General features: G+C 65.1%; 24 protein-coding genes and 1 pseudogene. 17 read left to right on the top strand and 8 right to left on the bottom strand.

Going from position 1 to position 20,190, the window contains the following annotated elements; translation table 11 throughout:
- The first annotated feature begins 1,018 nt into the window (after positions 1-1,018).
- Positions 1,019-2,059 carry a hypothetical protein gene (locus tag U1E26_00955; protein ID MDZ4168211.1) on the top strand — a complete coding sequence of 347 codons (1,041 nt, stop codon included), beginning with the start codon at positions 1,019-1,021 and terminating at the stop codon, positions 2,057-2,059.
- A 135-nt stretch (positions 2,060-2,194) separates the two neighbouring features.
- Here the strand turns inward: U1E26_00955 and U1E26_00960 are convergent, their stop codons facing one another.
- Together U1E26_00960 and rhuM are read right to left on the bottom strand one after the other, a co-directional pair.
- Positions 2,195-3,574: an ATP-binding protein gene (locus tag U1E26_00960; GenBank protein ID MDZ4168212.1), complete on the bottom strand. Its 1,380-nt coding sequence runs from the start codon at positions 3,572-3,574 to the stop codon at positions 2,195-2,197.
- Between the two features lie 46 nt (positions 3,575-3,620).
- Positions 3,621-3,836: pseudogene (gene rhuM / locus U1E26_00965) on the bottom strand (RhuM family protein).
- Between the two features lie 138 nt (positions 3,837-3,974).
- Between rhuM and U1E26_00970 the strand changes: the two are divergent.
- From U1E26_00970 to U1E26_00995, 6 genes are all read left to right on the top strand, one after another.
- Complete coding sequence (locus U1E26_00970; GenBank protein ID MDZ4168213.1) at positions 3,975-4,352, top strand: Rieske (2Fe-2S) protein; 378 nt, start codon at positions 3,975-3,977, stop codon at positions 4,350-4,352.
- A gap of 196 nt (positions 4,353-4,548) precedes the next feature.
- A complete protein-coding gene (locus U1E26_00975; GenBank protein ID MDZ4168214.1) occupies positions 4,549-5,232 on the top strand; it encodes a nucleotidyltransferase domain-containing protein in 684 nt (227 codons plus the stop codon).
- A gap of 280 nt (positions 5,233-5,512) precedes the next feature.
- Complete coding sequence (locus U1E26_00980; protein MDZ4168215.1) at positions 5,513-5,884, top strand: hypothetical protein; 372 nt, start codon at positions 5,513-5,515, stop codon at positions 5,882-5,884.
- The gene (locus U1E26_00985; protein MDZ4168216.1) at positions 5,881-6,735 is read left to right on the top strand and encodes a helix-turn-helix domain-containing protein; all 855 of its coding nucleotides are present in this window, start codon (positions 5,881-5,883) and stop codon (positions 6,733-6,735) included. Before U1E26_00980 ends, U1E26_00985 begins: the two co-directional genes overlap by 4 nt.
- Positions 6,736-6,864: 129 nt before the next feature.
- The gene (locus tag U1E26_00990) at positions 6,865-7,227 is read left to right on the top strand and encodes a dienelactone hydrolase family protein (protein MDZ4168217.1); all 363 of its coding nucleotides are present in this window, start codon (positions 6,865-6,867) and stop codon (positions 7,225-7,227) included.
- Entirely contained in the window at positions 7,184-7,675 is a 492-nt protein-coding gene (locus U1E26_00995) for a dienelactone hydrolase family protein (protein ID MDZ4168218.1), read from the top strand. The genes U1E26_00990 and U1E26_00995 overlap by 44 nt, the downstream gene beginning before the upstream one ends.
- On the opposite strand, the gene U1E26_01000 is transcribed toward U1E26_00995, so the two are convergent.
- Together U1E26_01000 and U1E26_01005 are read right to left on the bottom strand one after the other, a co-directional pair.
- A complete protein-coding gene (locus U1E26_01000; GenBank protein ID MDZ4168219.1) occupies positions 7,672-10,407 on the bottom strand; it encodes an HAD-IC family P-type ATPase in 2,736 nt (911 codons plus the stop codon). The genes U1E26_00995 and U1E26_01000 overlap by 4 nt on opposite strands.
- A 97-nt stretch (positions 10,408-10,504) precedes the next feature.
- Entirely contained in the window at positions 10,505-10,690 is a 186-nt protein-coding gene (locus U1E26_01005) for a hypothetical protein (GenBank protein MDZ4168220.1), read from the bottom strand.
- Positions 10,691-10,814: 124 nt separating this feature from the next.
- On the opposite strand from U1E26_01005, the gene U1E26_01010 reads away from it, so the two are divergent.
- From U1E26_01010 to thiF, 9 genes are all read left to right on the top strand, one after another.
- Positions 10,815-11,807, top strand: coding sequence for a cysteine synthase family protein (locus tag U1E26_01010; GenBank protein MDZ4168221.1), 993 nt, complete (start codon positions 10,815-10,817; stop codon positions 11,805-11,807).
- 52 nt (positions 11,808-11,859) lie between these two features.
- Positions 11,860-12,441, top strand: coding sequence for a helix-turn-helix domain-containing protein (locus U1E26_01015; protein MDZ4168222.1), 582 nt, complete (start codon positions 11,860-11,862; stop codon positions 12,439-12,441).
- Positions 12,428-12,796 (top strand): DUF86 domain-containing protein, encoded by a 369-nt coding sequence (locus U1E26_01020; protein MDZ4168223.1) that lies wholly within the window; start codon positions 12,428-12,430, stop codon positions 12,794-12,796. The genes U1E26_01015 and U1E26_01020 overlap by 14 nt, the downstream gene beginning before the upstream one ends.
- Before the next feature lie 122 nt (positions 12,797-12,918).
- On the top strand, positions 12,919-13,551 hold the full coding sequence (locus U1E26_01025) for a GyrI-like domain-containing protein (protein ID MDZ4168224.1): 633 nt from the start codon (positions 12,919-12,921) through the stop codon (positions 13,549-13,551).
- Entirely contained in the window at positions 13,548-14,249 is a 702-nt protein-coding gene (locus U1E26_01030; GenBank protein ID MDZ4168225.1) for an aspartate/glutamate racemase family protein, read from the top strand. The genes U1E26_01025 and U1E26_01030 overlap by 4 nt, the downstream gene beginning before the upstream one ends.
- Positions 14,246-14,728, top strand: coding sequence for a DinB family protein (locus U1E26_01035; GenBank protein ID MDZ4168226.1), 483 nt, complete (start codon positions 14,246-14,248; stop codon positions 14,726-14,728). Before U1E26_01030 ends, U1E26_01035 begins: the two co-directional genes overlap by 4 nt.
- A gap of 97 nt (positions 14,729-14,825) precedes the next feature.
- On the top strand, positions 14,826-16,601 hold the full coding sequence (locus U1E26_01040) for an aldehyde ferredoxin oxidoreductase C-terminal domain-containing protein (protein MDZ4168227.1): 1,776 nt from the start codon (positions 14,826-14,828) through the stop codon (positions 16,599-16,601).
- Positions 16,602-16,689: 88 nt separating this feature from the next.
- Positions 16,690-16,929 (top strand): MoaD/ThiS family protein, encoded by a 240-nt coding sequence (locus U1E26_01045; GenBank protein MDZ4168228.1) that lies wholly within the window; start codon positions 16,690-16,692, stop codon positions 16,927-16,929.
- Between the two features lies 1 nt (position 16,930).
- Complete coding sequence (gene thiF, locus U1E26_01050) at positions 16,931-17,554, top strand: sulfur carrier protein ThiS adenylyltransferase ThiF (GenBank protein ID MDZ4168229.1); 624 nt, start codon at positions 16,931-16,933, stop codon at positions 17,552-17,554.
- A 24-nt stretch (positions 17,555-17,578) separates the two neighbouring features.
- On the opposite strand, the gene U1E26_01055 is transcribed toward thiF, so the two are convergent.
- A complete protein-coding gene (locus tag U1E26_01055; protein ID MDZ4168230.1) occupies positions 17,579-17,896 on the bottom strand; it encodes a MoaD/ThiS family protein in 318 nt (105 codons plus the stop codon).
- A gap of 132 nt (positions 17,897-18,028) precedes the next feature.
- Between U1E26_01055 and U1E26_01060 the strand changes: the two genes are divergently transcribed.
- Positions 18,029-18,439 (top strand): YbaN family protein, encoded by a 411-nt coding sequence (locus U1E26_01060; GenBank protein ID MDZ4168231.1) that lies wholly within the window; start codon positions 18,029-18,031, stop codon positions 18,437-18,439.
- Between the two features lie 12 nt (positions 18,440-18,451).
- On the opposite strand, the gene hgcB is transcribed toward U1E26_01060, so the two are convergent.
- The 3 genes from hgcB to U1E26_01075 are packed head-to-tail and all read right to left on the bottom strand — an operon-like array spanning position 18,452 to position 20,145.
- Positions 18,452-18,727: a mercury methylation ferredoxin HgcB gene (gene hgcB, locus U1E26_01065; GenBank protein ID MDZ4168232.1), complete on the bottom strand. Its 276-nt coding sequence runs from the start codon at positions 18,725-18,727 to the stop codon at positions 18,452-18,454.
- Position 18,728: 1 nt separating this feature from the next.
- Positions 18,729-19,835 (bottom strand): mercury methylation corrinoid protein HgcA, encoded by a 1,107-nt coding sequence (gene hgcA, locus U1E26_01070; protein MDZ4168233.1) that lies wholly within the window; start codon positions 19,833-19,835, stop codon positions 18,729-18,731.
- The gene (locus tag U1E26_01075) at positions 19,828-20,145 is read right to left on the bottom strand and encodes a metalloregulator ArsR/SmtB family transcription factor (GenBank protein ID MDZ4168234.1); all 318 of its coding nucleotides are present in this window, start codon (positions 20,143-20,145) and stop codon (positions 19,828-19,830) included. The genes hgcA and U1E26_01075 overlap by 8 nt, the downstream gene beginning before the upstream one ends.
- Between the last annotated feature and the right edge of the window lie 45 nt (positions 20,146-20,190).

Consider the following 20,190-nt stretch of genomic DNA (forward strand, 5'->3'; position numbering starts at 1 on the left):
GCCACGTCAGGCGGTCCATCTTGTCCTTGGTCACTGTCTCCTCCTTGGTTCGGGTCTTGGTCGACCTCAAGGATGGAGCAGTGGCCGCCTGTTTGTCAGGCGACCCTCGGGAACTCGTACACCACTACCGGGGACGTTAGCGGTGTACGGGACAACGAAATCCGGGCGGAACCCTCGCTGCTGAAGGGCTCGTCTAGCAACGGGGGGATCGTAGGTCTCGTTCTTCACGAGCAGACTGGGGGCCACCTGAGCCACCTCTGCTTCCGAGGCGCCGGAGAAGTAGAGGCGAATCCGCGACTCGAGTCTCGCGCGGTCGATGTCGACAAGTGCGTCGTCGCGCGCAGTAATGACACCGGAATACAGGGTTGGCATCAGTTCGGGTAGCCGCGGCCATGAGAAGTACTCCGCGTTAGCGGTCTGCGGCAACAGCGTCAGCCCTAGATCCACCGAGGGCTCGAGCGTCTGGTATTCAGGTCCGGGGGCTTCGGCCGCGTCATCGAGATTCCGCAGTTTGTCGATGCCCCAGAAGTCACGGTACTGAACGACTGCTTCGCTGTCATGGGGCGCGCCCCGCCTAGTCAGAAGCGAGATAGCTGTACCGACTTGGATGCCTTCGCGGTTCTTAGGCGTTGAGAAGATGCTCGGATCGGGAGCCCCCTCCGGAGTGACCTTACCGGGAGCTGGGCTGGTGCTGCCAGCGTCGGACTATTCGCTCGACCTCCTGCGCAGCTGCTTCAGCTTCCACGCCATGCGCGGACTCGCGATGGCGGCGTCCAAAGCCTCGGACGAATGCACCAAGAGCAGCTCCGGGCGGTAGATGTTCTCCTGGGATACGAGCCAGCTTCAGGGCATCTGAGGCCCATCTCGAGGCGTCAGCCCTTCCGCGCGATGCTCAATCTCACGAACTGAGAGTAGGCCCCCGAATCCTTGCGCGCTCCGTTCGCACACGGTGGTTTCCCCTCGTAGCAGGTCAGGGTATGTTCACCGTGTTCGACATCTCTCATGGGGGGAGATCATCATGAATCCTGAGTCCGAAATTCCCGTTCCCGAGCAACCTCTCCAAACTCCGCCTCAGTACCAGCAGCCCCTGCCCGCGCCCGCCAAGAAGCGTCCCGTCGGTCTCATCATCGGAATCGTGGTCGCGCTCGTGCTGCTCCTGGTCGGCGCAGGAATCGCGGTGGCGGTGGCCCGAAATGGCCTCGCCGCCCGCAGCTCCGCAGGCGAAGCAATCAAAGCCGCCGAGAAGACCTGGGACGAAGCCCAGATCGCCGTCGAGCCTGGCAGCCGAGAGGCCGACGAGAGCGAGCAGTCGAAAGCCGCCCTGTCGGAGGCCAAATCGCTCTACCGTACCGGCTTCTTCGTTCTGGCGTCGAAGTATGAGGCCGCCCAATCCGAAGCCCAACGTGCCGAGAAGTTGGCGCTCGCCATCTCGAACCGAGTGGCAGAGCTGACTGCCGAAGCCGAGAAGTCGAGCGGGAGCGAGGCCATCTCGCTGTACTTCGACATCCGCGAGCGCTACCCGCGCACTCCGGCGGGCGCCGAAGCGATCGACAAAGCGGCTGATGTGCTGGTCAACGGCTCTTTCAGCTCAGACCGAAACTGCCTAGACCGTGTGAGCACGTTCATGACCGGATGCCCGGATCAGGTCCCTGAATCGGTGAAGTCACTAGCCAAGACACGCGTGAAATCCGCTGCGAGCACCTCGTTGAACAGGCAGAACTCCCAAGTGAAGGACCATCTCAAGTGGGCCAAGGACATGCGTTCAGGCAAGAGGGTCAGCATGGCGCTGGTGCTCACCAGTGGAGCTTCCGCCTCCGATCTCGATGCCATCATCAAGCGCCTCGAGAGCGTCGAGTGCTCCGAGTATCGGACTGCATTGAACCACCTCCGAGCTGCGGCCAAAACCGACGAGAAGGTACGCAAGGCGGCCTCGTCCCCTTTCCGGAGATCGGGTGGCGTGAGCTACTTCAACAGCTCGCAGATCTCGAAGATCGAGAAGCTCTCCAAGGAGATGCAGTCAACACTGAAGAAGGCGAAGACGGCGCTGGACAAGACCTGATCCAGGGCTCTGTCGCCTTCAGATCGGGTCTTCCTGCGGCGCGAAGCCGATCGGGTTACGTGGTGGTGCGGGAACCATCATCAACTGGCGGATCGCGTCGAAAATCACACTGAACTGCGCCGCAGGAGTCGGCACCTAGAGACCGAAGATGTCCGCCGCAGTTATGGCGACGACGCCCTCCGGCACTCGCCTCAGGTGATCACGCGCGCACACGGCGTAAGCCCTGTTCGCTGCGGCGTTGGGAACGGCGTCCGCTTTGCGGGCCAGCCCGCCCAGAAGGGTCACGGCATCTGCTTCCCGGGCCCACTTCGCTTCGCCGAACAGTGTCGGGATACGGGACCTCCCCACGAGCCCAACGGCATCGATCTCGACCGAACTCGACTCATTCCACCAGGGGCCGAGCGCGCTGACCTCAGGCAGCTCGTCTCCCCTCCCGACCATGCGGACGAGGTGATGCCTGAACGCCTCCTCCCACGGCGTCCCCATGGCGTCATCAATCGCGGACTCGAGCAGTGCGGCGACCGGGCCTCCTAGGCCGCGTTCTATCTGCGAGCGATAGCGCTCAACATACCCCAGCCAAAACGCGAGGAAGTTGTCGGCGATGCGGTAGGTCTTGCGCCGGGTTCGCTGCGGAGACTCCGTAACCGGCACCAGCTGTTCCACCAGCCTGAGTTCGATGAGACGCTCAAGCAGCCGAGAAGGCTCAACTCCAACAGCATCCTTGATCTGGTTGTGCTTGGTGCGCTTGGCCGCGATAGCGTGCAGAGCGATGCCGGACAGACCCGTCAGATCGGCCTCGGTCGCGAGCACCAACTGACCTTCATTGAGCAGCGGTGCCGCCGGTGTGCAGAAGAGCTGCTCGATGTTGTCGCGAATCGAGGCGCCTTGGTCCCACCATTGCAGGTACAGCGGGATACCACCCACGATGCCCCATACGACGGCCCGATCCGAAGGACCCAGATCCGGCAGCATGAGCGCAGCTTCGTGCGGCTCGAACGGATGCACCTGCAGCGACAAGCCGAAGCGTCCGTACAGCGGAGCGCGTTCTTGCTGCACCGCCTCCATCGTCCTGACCGCTGAGCCGCACAGCAGGATTCTCAGCTGCGTGGCACCCGCCGCCCGATCGAGCAGGGCTCGCAAAACGCCCTCCAACTCCGGCGAGTTCGACTTGAGCTCGGGAAACTCATCGAACACAAGCAGCAGCGGCTCAGACGCTGCTGCGACTGCGAGGAACTCCAGCGCGTCATCCCATGTCGTGAACGGACGTGCCTCGAGGTCTCTTATCCCCGGTACCTGGGCCGCCGCGACCGACTGGGACAGAAGTGACAGCTCATCGGTGACCGGCCGTCCCGCTCCCGTGTGAAACACGACACGCTTGTCTGCCGAGAAGCGCTGGAGCAGCATCGTCTTGCCCACTCGGCGCCGACCCCACACTATCGCCAGCGAAGAGGCGTCGCCGGAGTACCAGCGCTCCAGCCGATGCAGTTCGTTGACTCTGTTGACGAAAGTAGGCACCCGCGTATCATACTCACACTTGATGTTACTAACAAGCCATGTTAGTAACGAGCGCCGTAGCCCACTGTCGAAACTGCATGCCGCGAGCTGAGCGGACGCGATACCCGACAGCAAGGATGGCATCGAAGCTGTAGTGCTCGATGGATCGGCTGACCGAGCGTGACCCCTCGGTTCGAACTGTCCGGAACTTCCGGACAGTTGCGTTTGAGTCGTGCTCGCCCTCGCCGCACACGTTCAACAGATGCTCGCTCACGGTCTTAACCGAGCTTGCGGCGCTCAGACTGCGGTGGCGCCTCGATTCGATTTCCCCGGCAGCTGAGTGCTTGGTCTCAATCGCATGCTGGCCCGTGCCCCGAACGGGAATAGCCTCACGAGACGCCCATTCGCGAGGAGGAACACCGTGGCTGACTTCATCGAACTCACGAGCACCGACGGCTTCGAGTCGGGCACCATGCACGAGGTCGAAGCCGAGGGCCACCACCTGCTGGTGTCTCGGGTCGGCGACGACTACTACGTCACCGATGCCCGCTGCCCACACCTCGGCGGACATCTCGCAAAGAACGCGCTCGAGGGCACCGTCGTCACCTGTCCGCTCCACCACTCGCAGTTCGACGTCGCTGATGGAAGCTGCCTGCGTTGGACCGACTGGAAGGGCGCGGTTCTCACGATCGCCGAACTCGCTCGCCATCCCCGCCCCCTGCGCGCCTATGAGAGCAAGGTCGAGGACGGCACGATCTTCGTCGGGCCACAGAAGCCGCCAGGCCGCGTGCCGGAGTAGACCCGGACGCGCGCGGAATCGTGATCGGGGCCTTTCGAGGCGATCGCGACACTATCGATTACTCATGCGCAGCGGTTGCAGCTGTCGTAGCGAACGGCCATCGAAGGCGGGAGTCGATGGTGGGCGATGCTATTCACATCAAACCTAATGACATTCACTATTTGACTTGGAATAACCTAAGGTTTACTTTGAATACATGAGACCCACGCACACGATAGAGACACTCTTGGGAAGCCGCAGCAAGTTGTCGGTCCTTAGAGTGCTGCACGGCGTCGCCGTCCCGCTCAACGCCTCGCAGCTCGCCCGTCGAACCGGGCTCAGCTGGACCGCCGTCTCGACCGTGCTGGACGAACTTGCTGGGATGGGCGTGATCAACAGCAGCTCCGCTGGCCGCGCAAACATCCACTCTCTCAACCGTGAGAACGTCTATGTCACCGACCTCATCGATCCGCTCTTTGCCGCCGAGGAGCGAATCCCCGACAGAATGCTTGCCGACCTCACCGGGACGTTCGAGTCACAGGCAGTGGCAATGGTGATCTTCGGCAGCTACGCGCGCGGCGAACAGGTTTCTGAAAGCGACATCGATGTAGTCATCGTGGCCGCTGACACCAAGGCGAAAGACCTCGCTGAGGAGACGGTGGACGGCTACCAGGCGCACTTCTTGTCAAGATATGGCGCGCCGCTTTCCGCAATCGTGTATGACGCAAGGGAGGCCTCGGCGCTCCCAAAGACGGCGCCATCATTCGCCGCCCAGCTTGTTGACGATGCGCTCGTCGTGTTCGGCCCGAATCCTCGCGACTGGAGTGACCTGTGGCAAGGTGAACGACGCTGCGAACGTGCCTCGCGGCGAGGCGCGGACGGCACTCGCTTGACGACGTAGCGCATGCACGCGCTCGATAGCTGGTCCGCATCTCGGATATCCGAGTTCTCGCACAAAGAGCCGGCTTGGAGCGAGACGAGCGATTGCGACACCATCGACTACTCATTTGCACAGCGGTTACAGCTCACGATCGCCGAGCTCGACCGCCAGGCCGCGTGCCGGAGTAGACCCGGACGCGCTGTCTACGACGTCGCGACCGCGCGGATCGTGTCCTCCGAGCAATTGCGCTCGCCAGCGTTAGTCGTTATCATGTGATTACGCTTACGAATAGGGAGGGGACGTGGTTGAACGTGACCAAGTCGCCTTGTTCTTGCGGCTTCTCCGAGATTGCGCTGCCTGCCAGTTCCGCTTCGAGAGGCGCCCCGAGAACATGGCGACGCTTGCTCGGTTGGGTCTCACCGTTCGCGATGCCAAGCAGCGCATTCTGGCACTGACGCCGGCGGACTATGTGTCTGGACCGACCCCTCGATCCGAGGGCTCATCCCAGGAGGCCTGGGTGTTCGGAATCACCGTGAACGGGGCGCTCGTATATGTGAAGGTCAGCGTCCGCACCGAGCCCGCACGCTGCCTATGTGTCTCGTTCCATGACGCGCAGCATCCGTTGCACCTGCCCTACCGCGATGCCAGACCAAAGGAGGACGACAAGCCGTGACGCACCTTGAATGCTTCGAGTGCGGCGCTACCGTCGAGCCGCGAATCGATGAACGCAACGAGATTCTCCCTGTGCGCGGAGAAGATACCGAGGTGCTCGCCAAGGTCGCAGTCTGCCCGAAGTGCGGCGCTGACATGTCAGTCGAGGAGTTGGACGACGCCACGCTGATCGCAGCGTTCAACATCTACCGCGAGCGACACGGGCTCATGAGCCCCGACGAGATGCGCGAGCTGCGCGGCCGATACGGTCTGGGCGTGAAGCCGTTCGCGCTCCTGCTCGGATGGGGCGAGATCACGCTACACCGATACGAATCGGGCTCGCTCCAGGATGCGGCACACGAGGCGACGCTGCGCCTGGCTCAGGACCCAGGGAACATCCCCACCCTACTTTCGGCAAACGGTCACAAGCTGACTGCTCGGCAGCGGGCACGCCTCGAGGTGAGTCTCGCGGACATCGAAGCCGGTACCCTCGTAGCCGAGGCAGATGAATTCCGAGATGCGTTCGTCGTGCGGGAGGAACCGGGCTCCTACGCGGACTACCATCGCGTCGTGCGTGTCCGAGGAACCGCCCGATATCCGGTCGAGCAGGCGATCGACTCCGTCACTGAAGCCATCCATGCTCGCATGGCGGAGCTGGGGCTCACCCGCACCGATCTTGCCGCGCGTCTTGACGTCCCGCCCGCTCGAATCACGAACCTCCTGCGCGGCCGCAGCGACTTTGCACTGGCATTGCTCACCGAAGTCGCGGCTGCTCTCGAGTGCGACTTGGTGGTCACCTTCGTGCCAGGCGCGGCAGACACGTCGGCCATTCAGGGGCAGCCGGGTGACGGACCCGTGAAGAGCTCGCCCTAGACTCGCGGCAGCGACCGTAGCCATCTCGATCTCGGCGTCGGTCGGCGTCGGTCGGCGCCCGCGGCCCACGGTGGCAATCGCACCCGGTGTGGTACGAACCCCACAAGGCGGCTCACGAAAGGGCACTTCATGCGGACATGGCCGAAGTGGCTCAAGGTGATCGGCTGGGTGGTGGGCGGACTGTCGGCCCTCGCTCTGCTGCTCGTGGCCGTCCTCGCAATCAGCGTCGCGGTCGATCGCCGTGGCGGCGACGAGCGGCTCGCCGAGGTCTCCAACGGCTCCATCCCCGGTCTTGCCGGCCCTGCCGTACCGGCCTACGTCGCCACTCCCGAAGGTGCCGGGCCGCACCCGGTGGTCATCATCGTCCACGAGTTCTGGGGGCTGAATCCCGACATCGTCAGCAAAGCGGACCTGCTCGCAGCCGGGGGTCGACCCCTCCCGTGTCGGCATCACCGGATTCTGCTTCGGGGGACGAACCTCACTGCTCTATAGCCTTCACAACCCGACCCTCCAGGCCACGTCCGTGTTCTACGGACAACCCGTGACCGATGCGGCTCGGCTCGGTACGCTCACAAGCCCTGTGCTGGGCATCTTCGGCGGTGCTGACCAGTCCATCCCGCTCGAGGACGTGCGTGCGTTCGAGGCGGGACTCAAGACCGCCGGCGTGGAATCGACGGTGACGGTCTATCCCGACCAGCCTCACGCCTTCGTGAAGAACGCCGAGGGCATCGCGACCGACCCCGTGCAACAGGCGGCCTGGGACCAGATGGTGGCGTTCTTCTCGGGCACACTCAGAGGAACCGTGGACGCGTCGACGGCGCCCGCATCGCTAGCGCCCGTCACCGACTTCTACGGCTGGGCACCCATCATGCGGTTGGGGCTGGGCCATCTGGGACACCCGAGCCCCTGGCAGTCGACGGACGCAGCCGCCCACCACTAGGCGCGTCGCTTTCGCGACTCGATCCAGGTCATGATCGCAGAGAGCAACAGCCCCGTCGCCCCCACCGCGATCGCAATGCCCCACTCGGCCGGCCCGAGCGGGTCGGTGCCGATGATCAGGTCGGTCGCAGGACTTGAGACGGCGACCCACTGCAGCGCGAGACCCGCGAGCAGCCCAACCACCAGACTTCGGTTGGTGAAGACGCCAAGCTTCGTGAGCGGCACGTTCCAGGAGCGGCAACCGATCGCTTGCGCCCACTCGAAGGCGACCAGCGTGGTGAACGCCATGGTCTGGGCGTGGACGACGCTGGAGTCCTGCAGGTAGTAGCCGAAGACGGCGAGCATACCGACTGCTTTGAGCACCGCGCCCGTCCCGATACGCCAGCTGGCGCGGCGATCGACGATGTCGGCTGCGGGGTCACGGGGCGGCTCGGCGAGGACGTTGTCGTGCTTCGGCTCGATGCCCAGCGGGATGGTCAGGGTGCTTGCTACCACCAGGTTCGCCCACAGCACCATCACCGGGGTGATGGGCAGCGGCCAGCCCAGCACCAGGCTTGCCGCAATCGCCATGACCTGCCCCAGCGCCACCATGACGAGAAACGCCACCACGCGCTGCAGGTTGCCGTAGATGACGCGCCCCTCTTCGACTGCTGAGACGATGGTCGCAAAGTCGTCGTCGGCAAGCACCATATCGGCGGCCTCCTTCGAGACCTCGGTTCCGGTGATGCCCATCGCCACGCCGATGTCGGCACGCTTGAGCGCGGGCGCGTCGTTCACCCCGTCACCCGTCATCGAGACGACTTCACCCAGTTGCTGAAGCGCCTCGACGATACGCATCTTGTGACGGGGCTCGACCCGCGAGAAGACCGCGATCTCGCGCACCCGCTTCTTGAGCGCGCTGTCGTCGAGCTGGTCGAGTTCGACTCCCGTGATCACCGCGCTCTCGGGTGCGTCCTCGGGCAGTATTCCTACGCGCTTCGCAATCGCCGAGCCGGTCAACACATGGTCGCCCGTGATCATCTTGACGGCGATGCCTGCCCGCTGGGCGGCCGCAACCGCCTGCGCGGCTTCGGCCCTCGGCGGGTCCATCAGTCCCCACAGGCCGGCGAAGATGCAGCCGTGCTCGGCGTCGGCACGCTCCGCCTTTGTGGCGCCCGTCGGCATCTCGCGATACGCAGCCGCAATCACGCGCAGGGCGTCAGCCGCGAAGTCGGCCTGGGCCTGACGCACCGCGGTTCGGAGCTCCTCGGTGAGCTCGACGACACGGCCGTCAAGAAGCATCCGATCGCAGTAGCCCAGCACGCGGTCGGGCGCGCCTTTCACGTGCAGTCGGCGCCCGCCTCCTTCGCGGCCATCGAGCGTAGCCATGTACTTGAACGAACTCGAGAAGGGAATCTCGTCGATGCGTGAGGCATCGCAGCGCGCACCGCTCGGGCGCATCCCGCCTTTCGACGCAGCCACGAGCACCGCACCGTCAGTGGGGTTGCCTTCGATGCGCCACTGGCCGGCCTCGTCCTCCTCAAGCAGTGCGTTGTTCGCAGTGCATCCCACCTCTAGCAGCAGCTCGACATCGGACCAGACCACCTCGGTCTGGCCGGGGTCGGGCACGATCTCGCCCTCAGGCGCATAGCCGTCCCCGGTCACGTCGAAGCGCTCGCCACCCGCCCACAGCCGCGTGACCGTCATCTCGTTTCGCGTCAACGTACCGGTCTTGTCGGTGCACACGACGGTGCAGCCGCCCAGCGTTTCGACGGCCGCGATCCGCCTCACGAGCGCCCGACGCTTAGCCATGCGCTGCACGCCGAGGGCAAGCGACACGCTGACCGCGGTGGGCAGGCCCTCCGGGATAGCCGAGACCGCGGCCGCCACGGCAAACAGCAACATGTCGATGACGGCCTCGCCGCGCGCCACACCCAACGCGAAGATGACCGTGGCTGCGACGACCGAGAGAATCCCGAGCCGCGTCGAGAGCCTGGCGAGCCGCCTCTGAAGCGGCGTCTCCTGGCGACCGGTCGCCCTGACCTCGCCGGCGATCTCGCCCACGATCGTGCTCATGCCGGTGGCGGTCACGACCGCCGTCGCTCGCCCTGCGACCACAGGCGTCGACGAGAAGACGAGACACGTGCGATCGGCAAGCACGGTGTCCGCCGGGAGTTCCGCCAGCTCCTTCTCGATCGGTTCGGACTCACCGGTGAGCGCCGACTCATCGATGCGCAGGTCAGACTCAGTGAGCAGACGCGCGTCGGCGGCCACCCTGTCACCGGTCTCGATCACGAGCACGTCGCCCACGACCACCTCGGTGGCGTCGATTACCCGCACATCGCCGTCGCGTAGAACGCGCGCGCGGGGGCTCGAGAGCCGCTTCAGCGCATCAAGGGCGCTTTCGGCGCGGTACTCCTGCGACACGCCGATGATGACGTTGGCGACCACGATGAGCGCGATTACGCCAGCGTCGAAGGGGCCTTTCGCTACGAGCGAAACGACAGCGGCCGCCGCCAGCAGGTAGACCATCGGGTTTGCAACCTGCTCGAGTATGAGTCTGCCGAGCGAGGTGCCGGCTTCGGCCTCAAGCGCGTTCGGACCGTTCTCGCTCAACCGACGAGCGGCGTCTTCAGACGTGAGTCCATTCGAAGCGGAGGTCTCGAGACGCTCGGCGGCGGACCCCGGTGACAGCGCGTGCCATGGCTCGGCAGCCTGTGCGGGCTGGTTGGCGAGAACGGCGGGGTCGCTCACGGTTGATTGGCCTCTCGGTAGGGTTCGAGAAGTAGATACCATACCCAAGGGCTGGCCAGAGCGATATGCCCGCCGCCGCGGCCGCCGCCTTCTTCCTTCACATCTTGAGGAAGTGCATCAGGTCATAGACCACGAATCCGGGCCAGAAGAACGCCTTGAAGAACCCGACCAGCCCGTCGAAGAAGCCGGTGGCCGTCTGTATGTAGTAGATGACCGCGCCGAACCAACCGAACGCGTATACCGCCCCGGCCCCTGCAGCTGCGCCGCTGTCACTTCTCGTCATGCCGCTCCCCTCGTCGTGGACTCCTTCGTACCGAGAGGCTTCTACCCGAAGTCGAAGCCTGTATCCTGTGTGCGAACTCCACACACTCTCGGCAGTGCCGTTTCGGCTTCTAAGCGAGGATGACGTGACACAGCAGCCAGATGACCGCGATGACGCCTCCCGTCTAGGCTTGGGTAACGACTCTCGCCTCGTGCGCTACGACAACCTCTTGGACGCATGCGGCGATGTCAACCACCCCACGCCCATCGTGCGACTCAACCGAGTGCTCTCGAACCCCGACATCGCGCTCTACGTGAAGTGCGAGTGGGTCAACCCCTTCGGGTCGATCAAGGACCGTACGGCGAAGTGGCTGATCAACGGGCTCATCGAGCGCGGCGAACTCGACGACAAGACGGTTCTCGAGGCGACATCGGGCAACACCGGCATCGCACTCGCAGCCATCACTGCACTTCTCGGCAAGAAGATGGTCGCAACCGCGCCGCACGTTCTGTCTCCCGAGAAGACCGCGCTGCTGCGCGCATTCGGGGCCGAGGTTCGGCTCACGTCACCTGACGACGACTCGGGCCTTCACCCCATGGACATCGCATTCAGGCTCGCTGAGCACACCAGCGCCGAGAACCCCGGCGAGTACGTGATGCCCAACCAGTACGACAACGCCGACAACGCACGGGCACACTACGAATCGACCGGCCCCGAGATATGGCGGCAGACCGAGGGCCGCGTGAAGTACTTCTTCGCTGGGCTGGGCACGTGCGGGACGGTGGTGGGCACGGGGCGCTACTTGAAGGAGATGAACCCGGAGATCCAGATCATCGGCATCGAACCGGTAGAGGGGCACCACATCTCGGGACTGAAGAACATGGTTGAAACAGCAGTGCCCGGCAACCTGGACCGTTCGGTCATCGATGAGATCGTGATGGTCGACGACGAGATGACCGACGAATGCGCCCGGCGGCTGTACCGGGAGGAAGCGCTCATGGTGGGGCCATCCGCTGCCGCAATCACCGCCGGCGCGCTCAAGTACCTGAGGGAGGCCGGCCGCCGGGGAATCGCGGTCTCCATTGCGCCCGACAGCGGGCAGAAGGCCACGACCTACCTGAACGAGATCCTGGGGTAAGCAGGTTCGATAACTTGCGCGCCATGTATATCTTCTACGTTATACTAGCGGCATGACATCTCCGCTCGATATCGGACAGCAGCTGGTTGCGACTCGCATCGCAACCGGCGTCACCCAGCGCGAACTCGCCCGGCGTGTGGGCGTGAAGCAACCGCAGATAGCGCGCTGGGAGGCAAACGCCTACCGTTCGGCAGCGCTCGAGCGTGTTGACGACGTGGCCCGCGCCCTGGGCGTGGACATCGGCGTGACGCTGCCGCTCGCTGCGGAAGCGCCCGCGACCTACAACGCGCCCTCTCTCGCCGATACGGGCGCCCGCGCGCTGGCTCGCCTGGGCGTCGCCCCCGAGACCGTCGCGGCGTTCTGCCGTCTGCATGGTGTTCGCGAACTCGCGCTCTTCGGCTCGAGCGTGCGCACGGATTTTGAGCCGGAGAGCGATGTCGATGTGCTGGTGACGTGGGCCGAGGACGCCGAACCCCTGGACTTTGGGACGCTCGACGATCTCAGCATCGAGCTTCGCGGCATCTTCCGCCGCGATGTCGACCTCGTCGACCGCGAGAGCGTAGAGCGGTCCGAGAACTACATCCGCAAGTCCCGGATCCTGGACGGTGCGCGGAGCGTCTATGTGGCGCGATGACGCGAGCCTTCTCGACATGCTCATCTGGGCGCGGCGGGCCCATGATTTCACGGCGCAGCTCAAGCAAGACGCGTTCGAAGCCGACCAACTCGTGCAGAGTGCGACCGTCCGCTGCCTTGAGGTGATCGGCGAAGCGGCGAGCCGCGTGTCCCCAGCCTTCCGAGAGGGCCATCCCGAGATCCCGTGGCGCGAGATCATGGGAATGCGCAAACGCCTCGCTCACGAGTATGGCCACGTGGATCTGGCCGAAGTCTGGCGCGCGGCCACACGCGACTGTCCGCAGCTCATCAGTCAGCTTGAGCCGCTGGTTCCCGCGGATTCGCTGCCGCTGCCCGATGAATGGGAGTTCCTCTAGGGCGCCCACCGTCCCGAGCCGTTTGCCTCGTTCTTCCGCACAAGTAGGGTCACACTCACGCAGGGCGCATAATCCCGTGTAGGCTACGTACTCCTCGGACTCCCGACTGAAAAGCGGTTCCCATGATCGACATCGACCTGAAGCGCCAGTTCGCCAAGCTCAACAAGCCAAGCCCCCTCGCGCCGTGCTTCGCTAAGGTGCCGAATACGCGCTTCCTGATGCTCGATGGGTTGGGTGACATCGGCGGGCCCACGTTTCAGGACGCCGTGAAGTCTCTCTACGGCCTGGCCTACCCGGTGAAGTTCGCAGCCAAGAAGCGGCTGTCCGTGCGCTATCCGGTCATGCCGCTCGAGGGGCTGTACTGGGACCCGGACGGAGAGGTCGAGTTCACGCCCGCCACAAGGGAGTCCTTCGCGTGGCGGCTCATGATCATGCTCCCGAACGAGGTCACCTCGGACTTCGTCGATGAGGTCAGGGAGTCAGTCGCGCAGAAGAAGGAGTTGGCGCGGCTCGCCGACATACGCGTGGCCACGTTCTCCGAGGGGCTGAGCATCCAGATCATGCACCTGGGCCCCTACGCCGACGAGAAGCCCGCCATCGAGAGCCTCTTCGCGTACGCGGACGAGACCGGCGTCGAGGTCACCGGCCGCCATCACGAGATCTACCTGGGCAAGCCCGACCGCGCGGACCAGAGCAAGCTCAAGACCGTCATCCGCTACGGAATCCGCAAGCCGAAGAAGGGGCCACAGCGATGAAGCGGATCGGTGTTCTGGGCGGCATGAGCTGGGAGTCCTCGGTCGAGTACGAGCGCACGATGAACACCGCCGTGCGAGAACGACTGGGCAGCGCGCACTCCGCCGACCTGCTCGTGCGCAGCTACGACTTCGCGACGATCGAGGCGCTTCAGAAGGCTGGCGACTGGGACACGCTCGCCGCGCTGCTGGCCGAGGATGCCCGCGTGCTCGAGGCTGGCGGCGCGCAGCTGCTGATCATCGCGACGAACACCATGCACCTGGTCGCGCCGCAGGTCGAGGCGGCGGTCACGATCCCGCTGATCCACATCGCCGACGCCGTGGCCGAGGCGGTCACCGCCGCGGGGCTCGACACCGTTGCGCTCCTCGGCTCGCGCTACACGATGGAGCTGCCGTTCCTGCGCGAACGCCTCGAAGGCCACGGCATCACCGTGCTTGTGCCAGGCGAGCCCGACCGCACGATGGTGAACGACGTCATCTACGACGAACTCGTGCGCGGAGTCGTGTCGGACCTGTCGCGGGAGCGTTACCTGCGCGCAATCGATACGCTGCTCGAGACGGGCGCCCAAGGCGTGATCGCGGGGTGCACGGAGATCGAACTGCTGATACGACCGCAGGACCTCGACTGCCCACTCTTCCCCACCGCTCGTCTGCACGCACTTGCGGCCGTCGATGCCGCCCTCTCGAAGGAGCCCCGATGATCTCTCCGGATGCGACCCCCGCCGAACTGCTTACCGCCTACCGCGAGGGCCCCGAGCTGCTGCGCCAGGCGATCGAGGGGCTCGACGCCGATGCCCTGCGGGCACGCCCCATCGCCAGGAAGATGAGTTCGCTTGAGGTGGTGTGCCACATCGTGGATTCGGACCAGTTCATGTGCGACCGCATCAAACGGACCATCGCCACCGACAAGCCTCTGATCATGGGTGTCGAATCGGCGGACTATCCGGGTCCGCTCGCCTACCACGAGCGCGACCTCGAACTGGACCTGCGCCTGCTCGAGATCCAGCGCGAGCAGTTGGCGGCCGACCTCGCGCGCCTCACCCCGGAGGCTTGGCAGCGCACCGCGGTCCACTCCGAGGGCGGCACCGTGACCGTCTACGACCTCTTCTACCACGCCGTCGAGCACCTCGAAGCACACCTTGCCGCAATCGCCGACAAGCGCGCGGCGCTGGGAATCTGAGGACGGTCTCGCTGCGTACTTTCGCCCCTCGGTGGAATGAACCCCTTATCGCGGCGTGCGCATAAGATGCCGCCGCTGTCTTCTGGGGAGGCACCACATGAGAGAAATGCTACGCGTCAACATGGCCAACCTGTCGGTTACGACGGAGCCGATTCCTGAAAAGTGGGCGAACTACGGCGGTCGGGCGCTCACTGACGCCATCATCTACAAGGAAGTCCCCGCGGACTCCGACGCGCTCGGTCCCGCGAACAAGCTCGTCTTCGCGCCTGGCACGCTCGGCGGAACCACCGCCCCCAACGGAGGCCGCCTCTCCGTCGGAGCGAAGAGTCCGCTCACGGGCGGCATCAAGGAGTCGAACTCCGGCGGCCAGGCCGCGCACGCGATGGCGCGCATCGGCTTCTCAGCCGTCGTCGTTGAGGGCATCCCATCCGACCCGGCCGCGCGCTACGTACTGGTGATCGAAGCGGACCGCTCGGCCAAGCTCGAGCGGGTCGACGACTGGGCCGGTCTGGGCAACTACGAGGTCGCGGACAAGATCGCCGCGATGCGCCCCAGCGGCGACAAGTTCGCAACGATCTCGATCGGGGCGGCCGGCGAGGCGCTCGCCAAGGCCGCGGGAATCGCCGTGTCAGATCCTAAGGGCTACCCGAACCGGTTCGCCGGTCGCGGCGGTCTGGGCGCGGTCATGGGAAGCAAGGGGCTCAAGGGCATCGTCATCTCGTACGCTGGCACATCGTCGCTTGAGCACGCTGACAAGGAAGCGTTCACAGCGGCCAGCAGGCGGTTCACCGCTGCGCTCAAAGAGCACGCGGTCTCTGGCACCGGACTTCCCACGTACGGCACGAACGTCCTCACGAACATCTTGAACGAGGCCGGCGGCCTGCCCACGCGCAACTTCTCAGCGGGCAGCTTCGAGTTCGCCGATGCCATCGGTGGCGAGACCCAGCGGGACACGATCCTGGCGCGCGGCGGCAACGCGAGCCACGGCTGCCACAGCGGGTGTGTCATCCAGTGCTCACGGTACTGGATGGACAAAGACGGCCATTACAAGACCAAGGGCCCGGAGTATGAAACCGCATGGGCGTTCGGTGCCGACTGTGGCATCGGTGACCTCGACGGGATCGCGGAGCTTGACCGCACGTGCGGCGACCTCGGTCTCGACACCATCGAGATGGGCGCGACCATGGGCGTCTACATGGCGTCAGGCGCGATTGAGTTCGGTGATGCTGAGGGTGCCCTCGTGGCGCTGAAAGCCGGCCTCGACCCCTCAAGCGAACTCCGCGTCCTGTGGGACGGCGCTGAGGCCACCGGCATCAAGTTCGGCGTGGCGAACATCCCGGTCGTGAAGCATCAGGCACTCCCTGCCTACGACCCGCGTCCAATCCAGGGGATCGGCGTCACCTACGCGACCTCGACCATGGGCGCCGACCACACCGCCGGCTACACGATCACGGCCAACATCCTCGCCGTCGGCGGCACCGTCGACCCGCTCGGAACCGAGGGCCAAGCCGAGCTCTCCAAGAACCTGCAGATCGCAACGGCGATGCTCGACTCGCTCGGGCTGTGCATCTTCGTCGCGTTCCCGGTCCTCGACATCCCGGACGCCTTCGTGGCCATTCACGACATGGTCCAAGCACACACCGGCGAGAAGTGGGACGCGAACGATCTGATGCAGCTTGGTCGCGAGACGCTCACCATGGAGCGGATGTACAACGCCAAGGCCGGCTTCACTGCAGCCGACGATCGGCTTCCCAAGTTCTTCTTGGAGGAGAAGCTCCCTCCGCACAACGTGGTGTTCACCGTCACGGACGCGGAACTCGACGCCGTCTTCGACTTCGTGGATGAGACCGCAGTTCAGATGGGGCTTTCGTAGCACTCGGGCCACCTCGCCCGCGCCACCGCCGCAATCCGGCGTGGCGCGGGCGATTCGGCTCGCGGATCCAGTCGCAAGGACAACCGGCATGAACGTCCACCTGGCACTCTTCGCGAACCTGTCGCAGTACCAACCTGATGGCCAGGGCGGGCGGAGTTCGCGCGTTCTCGCACTCGCGAACGGCTCCACGGTCGGAAGCGTGGTCGCGCTGCTCGGACTGCCGGACGATCCACGCATCATCTTCGTGAACGGGCGTCACGCCGAGGAGGACCGTGTCCTTGACGAAGGCGACCGGCTCGCGATCTTCCCGCCGGTCGCAGGGGGCTAGCATGACGGATGTCCGCAAGCCGGTCGGCCCAACCGACGACCCGGCGGTCCGAGCGCGATTGGCCGCATGTCACGTCGCGGTGGTGGGCTGCGGGGGGCTCGGCAGCAACGCCGCCCAGATGCTCGTCCGCGCAGGCGTGCGAGAGCTGACGCTCATCGATTTCGACGTGGTGGACGAGAGCAACCTGAACCGCCAGCTGTTCTTCCGCGACCAGCTGGGCAGGTTCAAGACCGAGGCGCTCGCGGAGACTCTGGGGAGAATAGCGGAGGACCTGACGTTGCACCTCCATACGCTGTGCGCCACCTCGGATTCGCTCGTCGGCTTGGTCTGCGGCTGCGACGTCATCATCGAGGCCGTGGACGGGGCCGAGACCAAAGCGATGATCGCCAACGTGGTCACGGGCGAGTTGCCCGACACGCCGCTCGTGGGGGCATCAGGCCTCGCGGGCTTCGGCTCGGCCAACGAAATCGTCACTGAGCGAATCGCCGACAACTACTACCTGGCGGGGGACTTCGAGAGCGACGTGCGCGACTGCCTGCCACTTCTCGCCTCGCGCGTCATGGTCGCGGCCGCACATCAGGCCCACGCCGCGATTCGAATTCTGCTCGGGCACCCGGAACCGTAGCGCTTCATCTTTGAGCGCCAAAGGCTAAGCGTCGTCGTCTCTGCCCGCGTTGAACAACCCCAGGAAGAAGCGGTGCGGACCCGGCGTGTCGTTCGGGCAGAACGCGATGCGGTCCCCCGGCATGATCCGGACACCCAGCCCGTGAACCACGTGGTTCACGAACACGCCTTCCGTGCGATCAAGGGGTAAGCCGAACTCGGTGACGAGCTGACGTGCAACCACGCCGTCGGCGGGCACAGCGTGCGAGAACTCGTAGGGCAGTCCACGGTCGGTGCGAAAGGGACGCAAGCTGCCCAAGACGCGGACATCCACCTGGGGAAGAGCACGATCACTCGGGTTCATCGCCAACCCATCTCCTTCACGCCCACTCGCCGAGACAGTGAGGTCACGCCCGCTGCAGATGGAACTGCGCCCTCGCCTGTATCTTCCCCGTTGACCTGGGTCAACGCGTCGCCCGGCCGCAAGCGCTACCTTATGTCCATGCGACACATCGCTCGACATCTTCTTCTGGCTTGCGGGTGGCTGGCCCTCGGGCTCGGGGTCGTGGGCATGTTCATCCCGGTGCTGCCCACCGCTCCGTTCATTCTGTTGGCTGCGGCTTGCTTCATGCGCAGCTCGAAGAGACTCCACGGCTGGCTCGTGACGCACCCGACCCTGGGGTGTCACATCGAGGACTACCAAGCGGGTCGCGGCCTGCAGGCGCGGACCAAGCTCGTCGCGCTGACGACGCTGTGGGCAAGCGTGCTGTTCAGCGCGTACTTCTTCGTCCCGCTACTGGCCGCCGACGTGGGCCTAGTCGTCATCGCCGGCGCGATGACCGTCTACATCCTGCGCCTGCCTACGTGCGCGGCACCCGGCAGCAAACGAGAAGGCCCGGGGTCCTGAGTGCGGGGGCACTCAGCAGTCGCAGCTCGGTTCCGAGCCGGTCAGCCAGCCGTTGATGATCGCAGCAGCGCACCCGACGCCGGGCTCAAGTGAGATCGCTCCCTGAGCACAGTTGCGCGAGCACGCTCCGCACTCCATGCAGCGGTTGCGGTCGACGACCGCGGCGCGCTTGTCTCGCATCCTGAACACCCCGTGGGGGCACACGAGCGTGCACTGGGTGCAGCCGTTGCAGCGCGAGACGTCGAGCTCGAGCGTGACGACGTCGTCGATGTAGCGCATCTCGGTCATCTCATCCCACCTGACCCATCACGAGGGACACCACGAACAGCGCGAACCCGACGGACGCCGCCGCGATCTGCAGGGGAATGGCGCGCCGCATCTCCCACTCGACGCCCGACGGCGAGGTGTACGTCGAGGACCCCGTGAAGTTCATGCCGACGAACGAGGCGAGTGCGGTGCCCACCGACAGCAGCCCCCACGCCCACAGCTCGAGAGGCGCACCAACCGTGACAGCGAGCAGCACCGCCAGCAGCAGGGCGCCTGCGATCGCACCCTTGAGCGCGAATGTGCGACCGGGAAGCCACGGCAGAAGCAGCGGCATCACGACGGCACCCGCGAGGACCGCGAGCACACCGACGGCCATGGTGAGCAGCCAGATCTCGCCGGACAGCGAGGTAAGGCGAGGCAGGATGAAGGCGGCGGCAACGAGCACGCCTATCGCGATGACCGACCTGCGGCTCCAGAGAACCGAGGCTTCCACGCCAACAAGCCGTGCGCGGTCCTTGAGCTCAAAGTGCACGCGGCGCATCGCCGGGGTCGCCTTCATTCCGGCGTCGAGGAAGGCGGGCAGGTCGCCCGCGCGAACGGGTCCCCAGACGGCCGAGAACCCGGTGGCGGCGCGGACCTCGTGGGCCGCAACGCCCGTCGCACCGAGCTGCGGCAGCACCACTCGCGTATGGCTCACTGTCTGCTCGAGCCTGGCGTCACGGATGCCGCGTACCACTTCGGCGGTCGAGAAGACGCCCTTGCCCGCGGCGCACCACACGTTCACCCCGCGCGAGTCGATGACAAGGAGCCACACATCACGCCCGCCGAGTTCGCCACGCAACGTGTCGAAGGTGAGCTTGTAGTTGCCGGTCACGAGCACCGGCGAGGTGTCGTCCGGCGCCCCGATGGCGTAGAGGGCCGGCCGGACGCGGTAGTCGTTGCGCGCGATAGCCAGGCGCACGCGCAGCGCTCCGAGTCGATCCTCTGAGGAGAGCTCTGTCGTGACTCGTTTGACCGGTCCGGCGAACGTGTCGACGGTACCGTCGACATAGGGCTCGGGCCCGTACTCGTACTCCAGTGCCGGAGTGCCACCGCAGCAGGGCTGGGAGGGTCCGCAACACTCACTCATCGGCTTCCCACTCCTTCGCAGTGCAGCAGGGACCCGCGACTGACTCGCTGCTGCGGTTCGCCAGCGCATTGAGCGAGCTCGCCAGCCCCGCGAGCTTGTCGGGGTCGAGCCGGCAGTGCAGCCATGCGCCCCGTCGATCCGTGAGCACCAGGCCCGCCGCCCGCAGCTTCTTCACGTGGTGCGAGGCAAGAGCGCTTGAGATGTCGAGCGCATCTGATACGTCGCACAGGCATTTCTCGCCGTCGGCTAGGAGCTCGACGATAGCCAGGCGACGTTCATCAGCAAGTGCCTCAAGGGTGATAACGTCCATGGTGTGCAGGTTACTCAAACGCACATTTGAGTGTCAAGTACTCGT

The organism is Coriobacteriia bacterium (genome assembly GCA_034370385.1).
Lineage (GTDB): Bacteria > Actinomycetota > Coriobacteriia > Anaerosomatales > PHET01 > JAXMKZ01.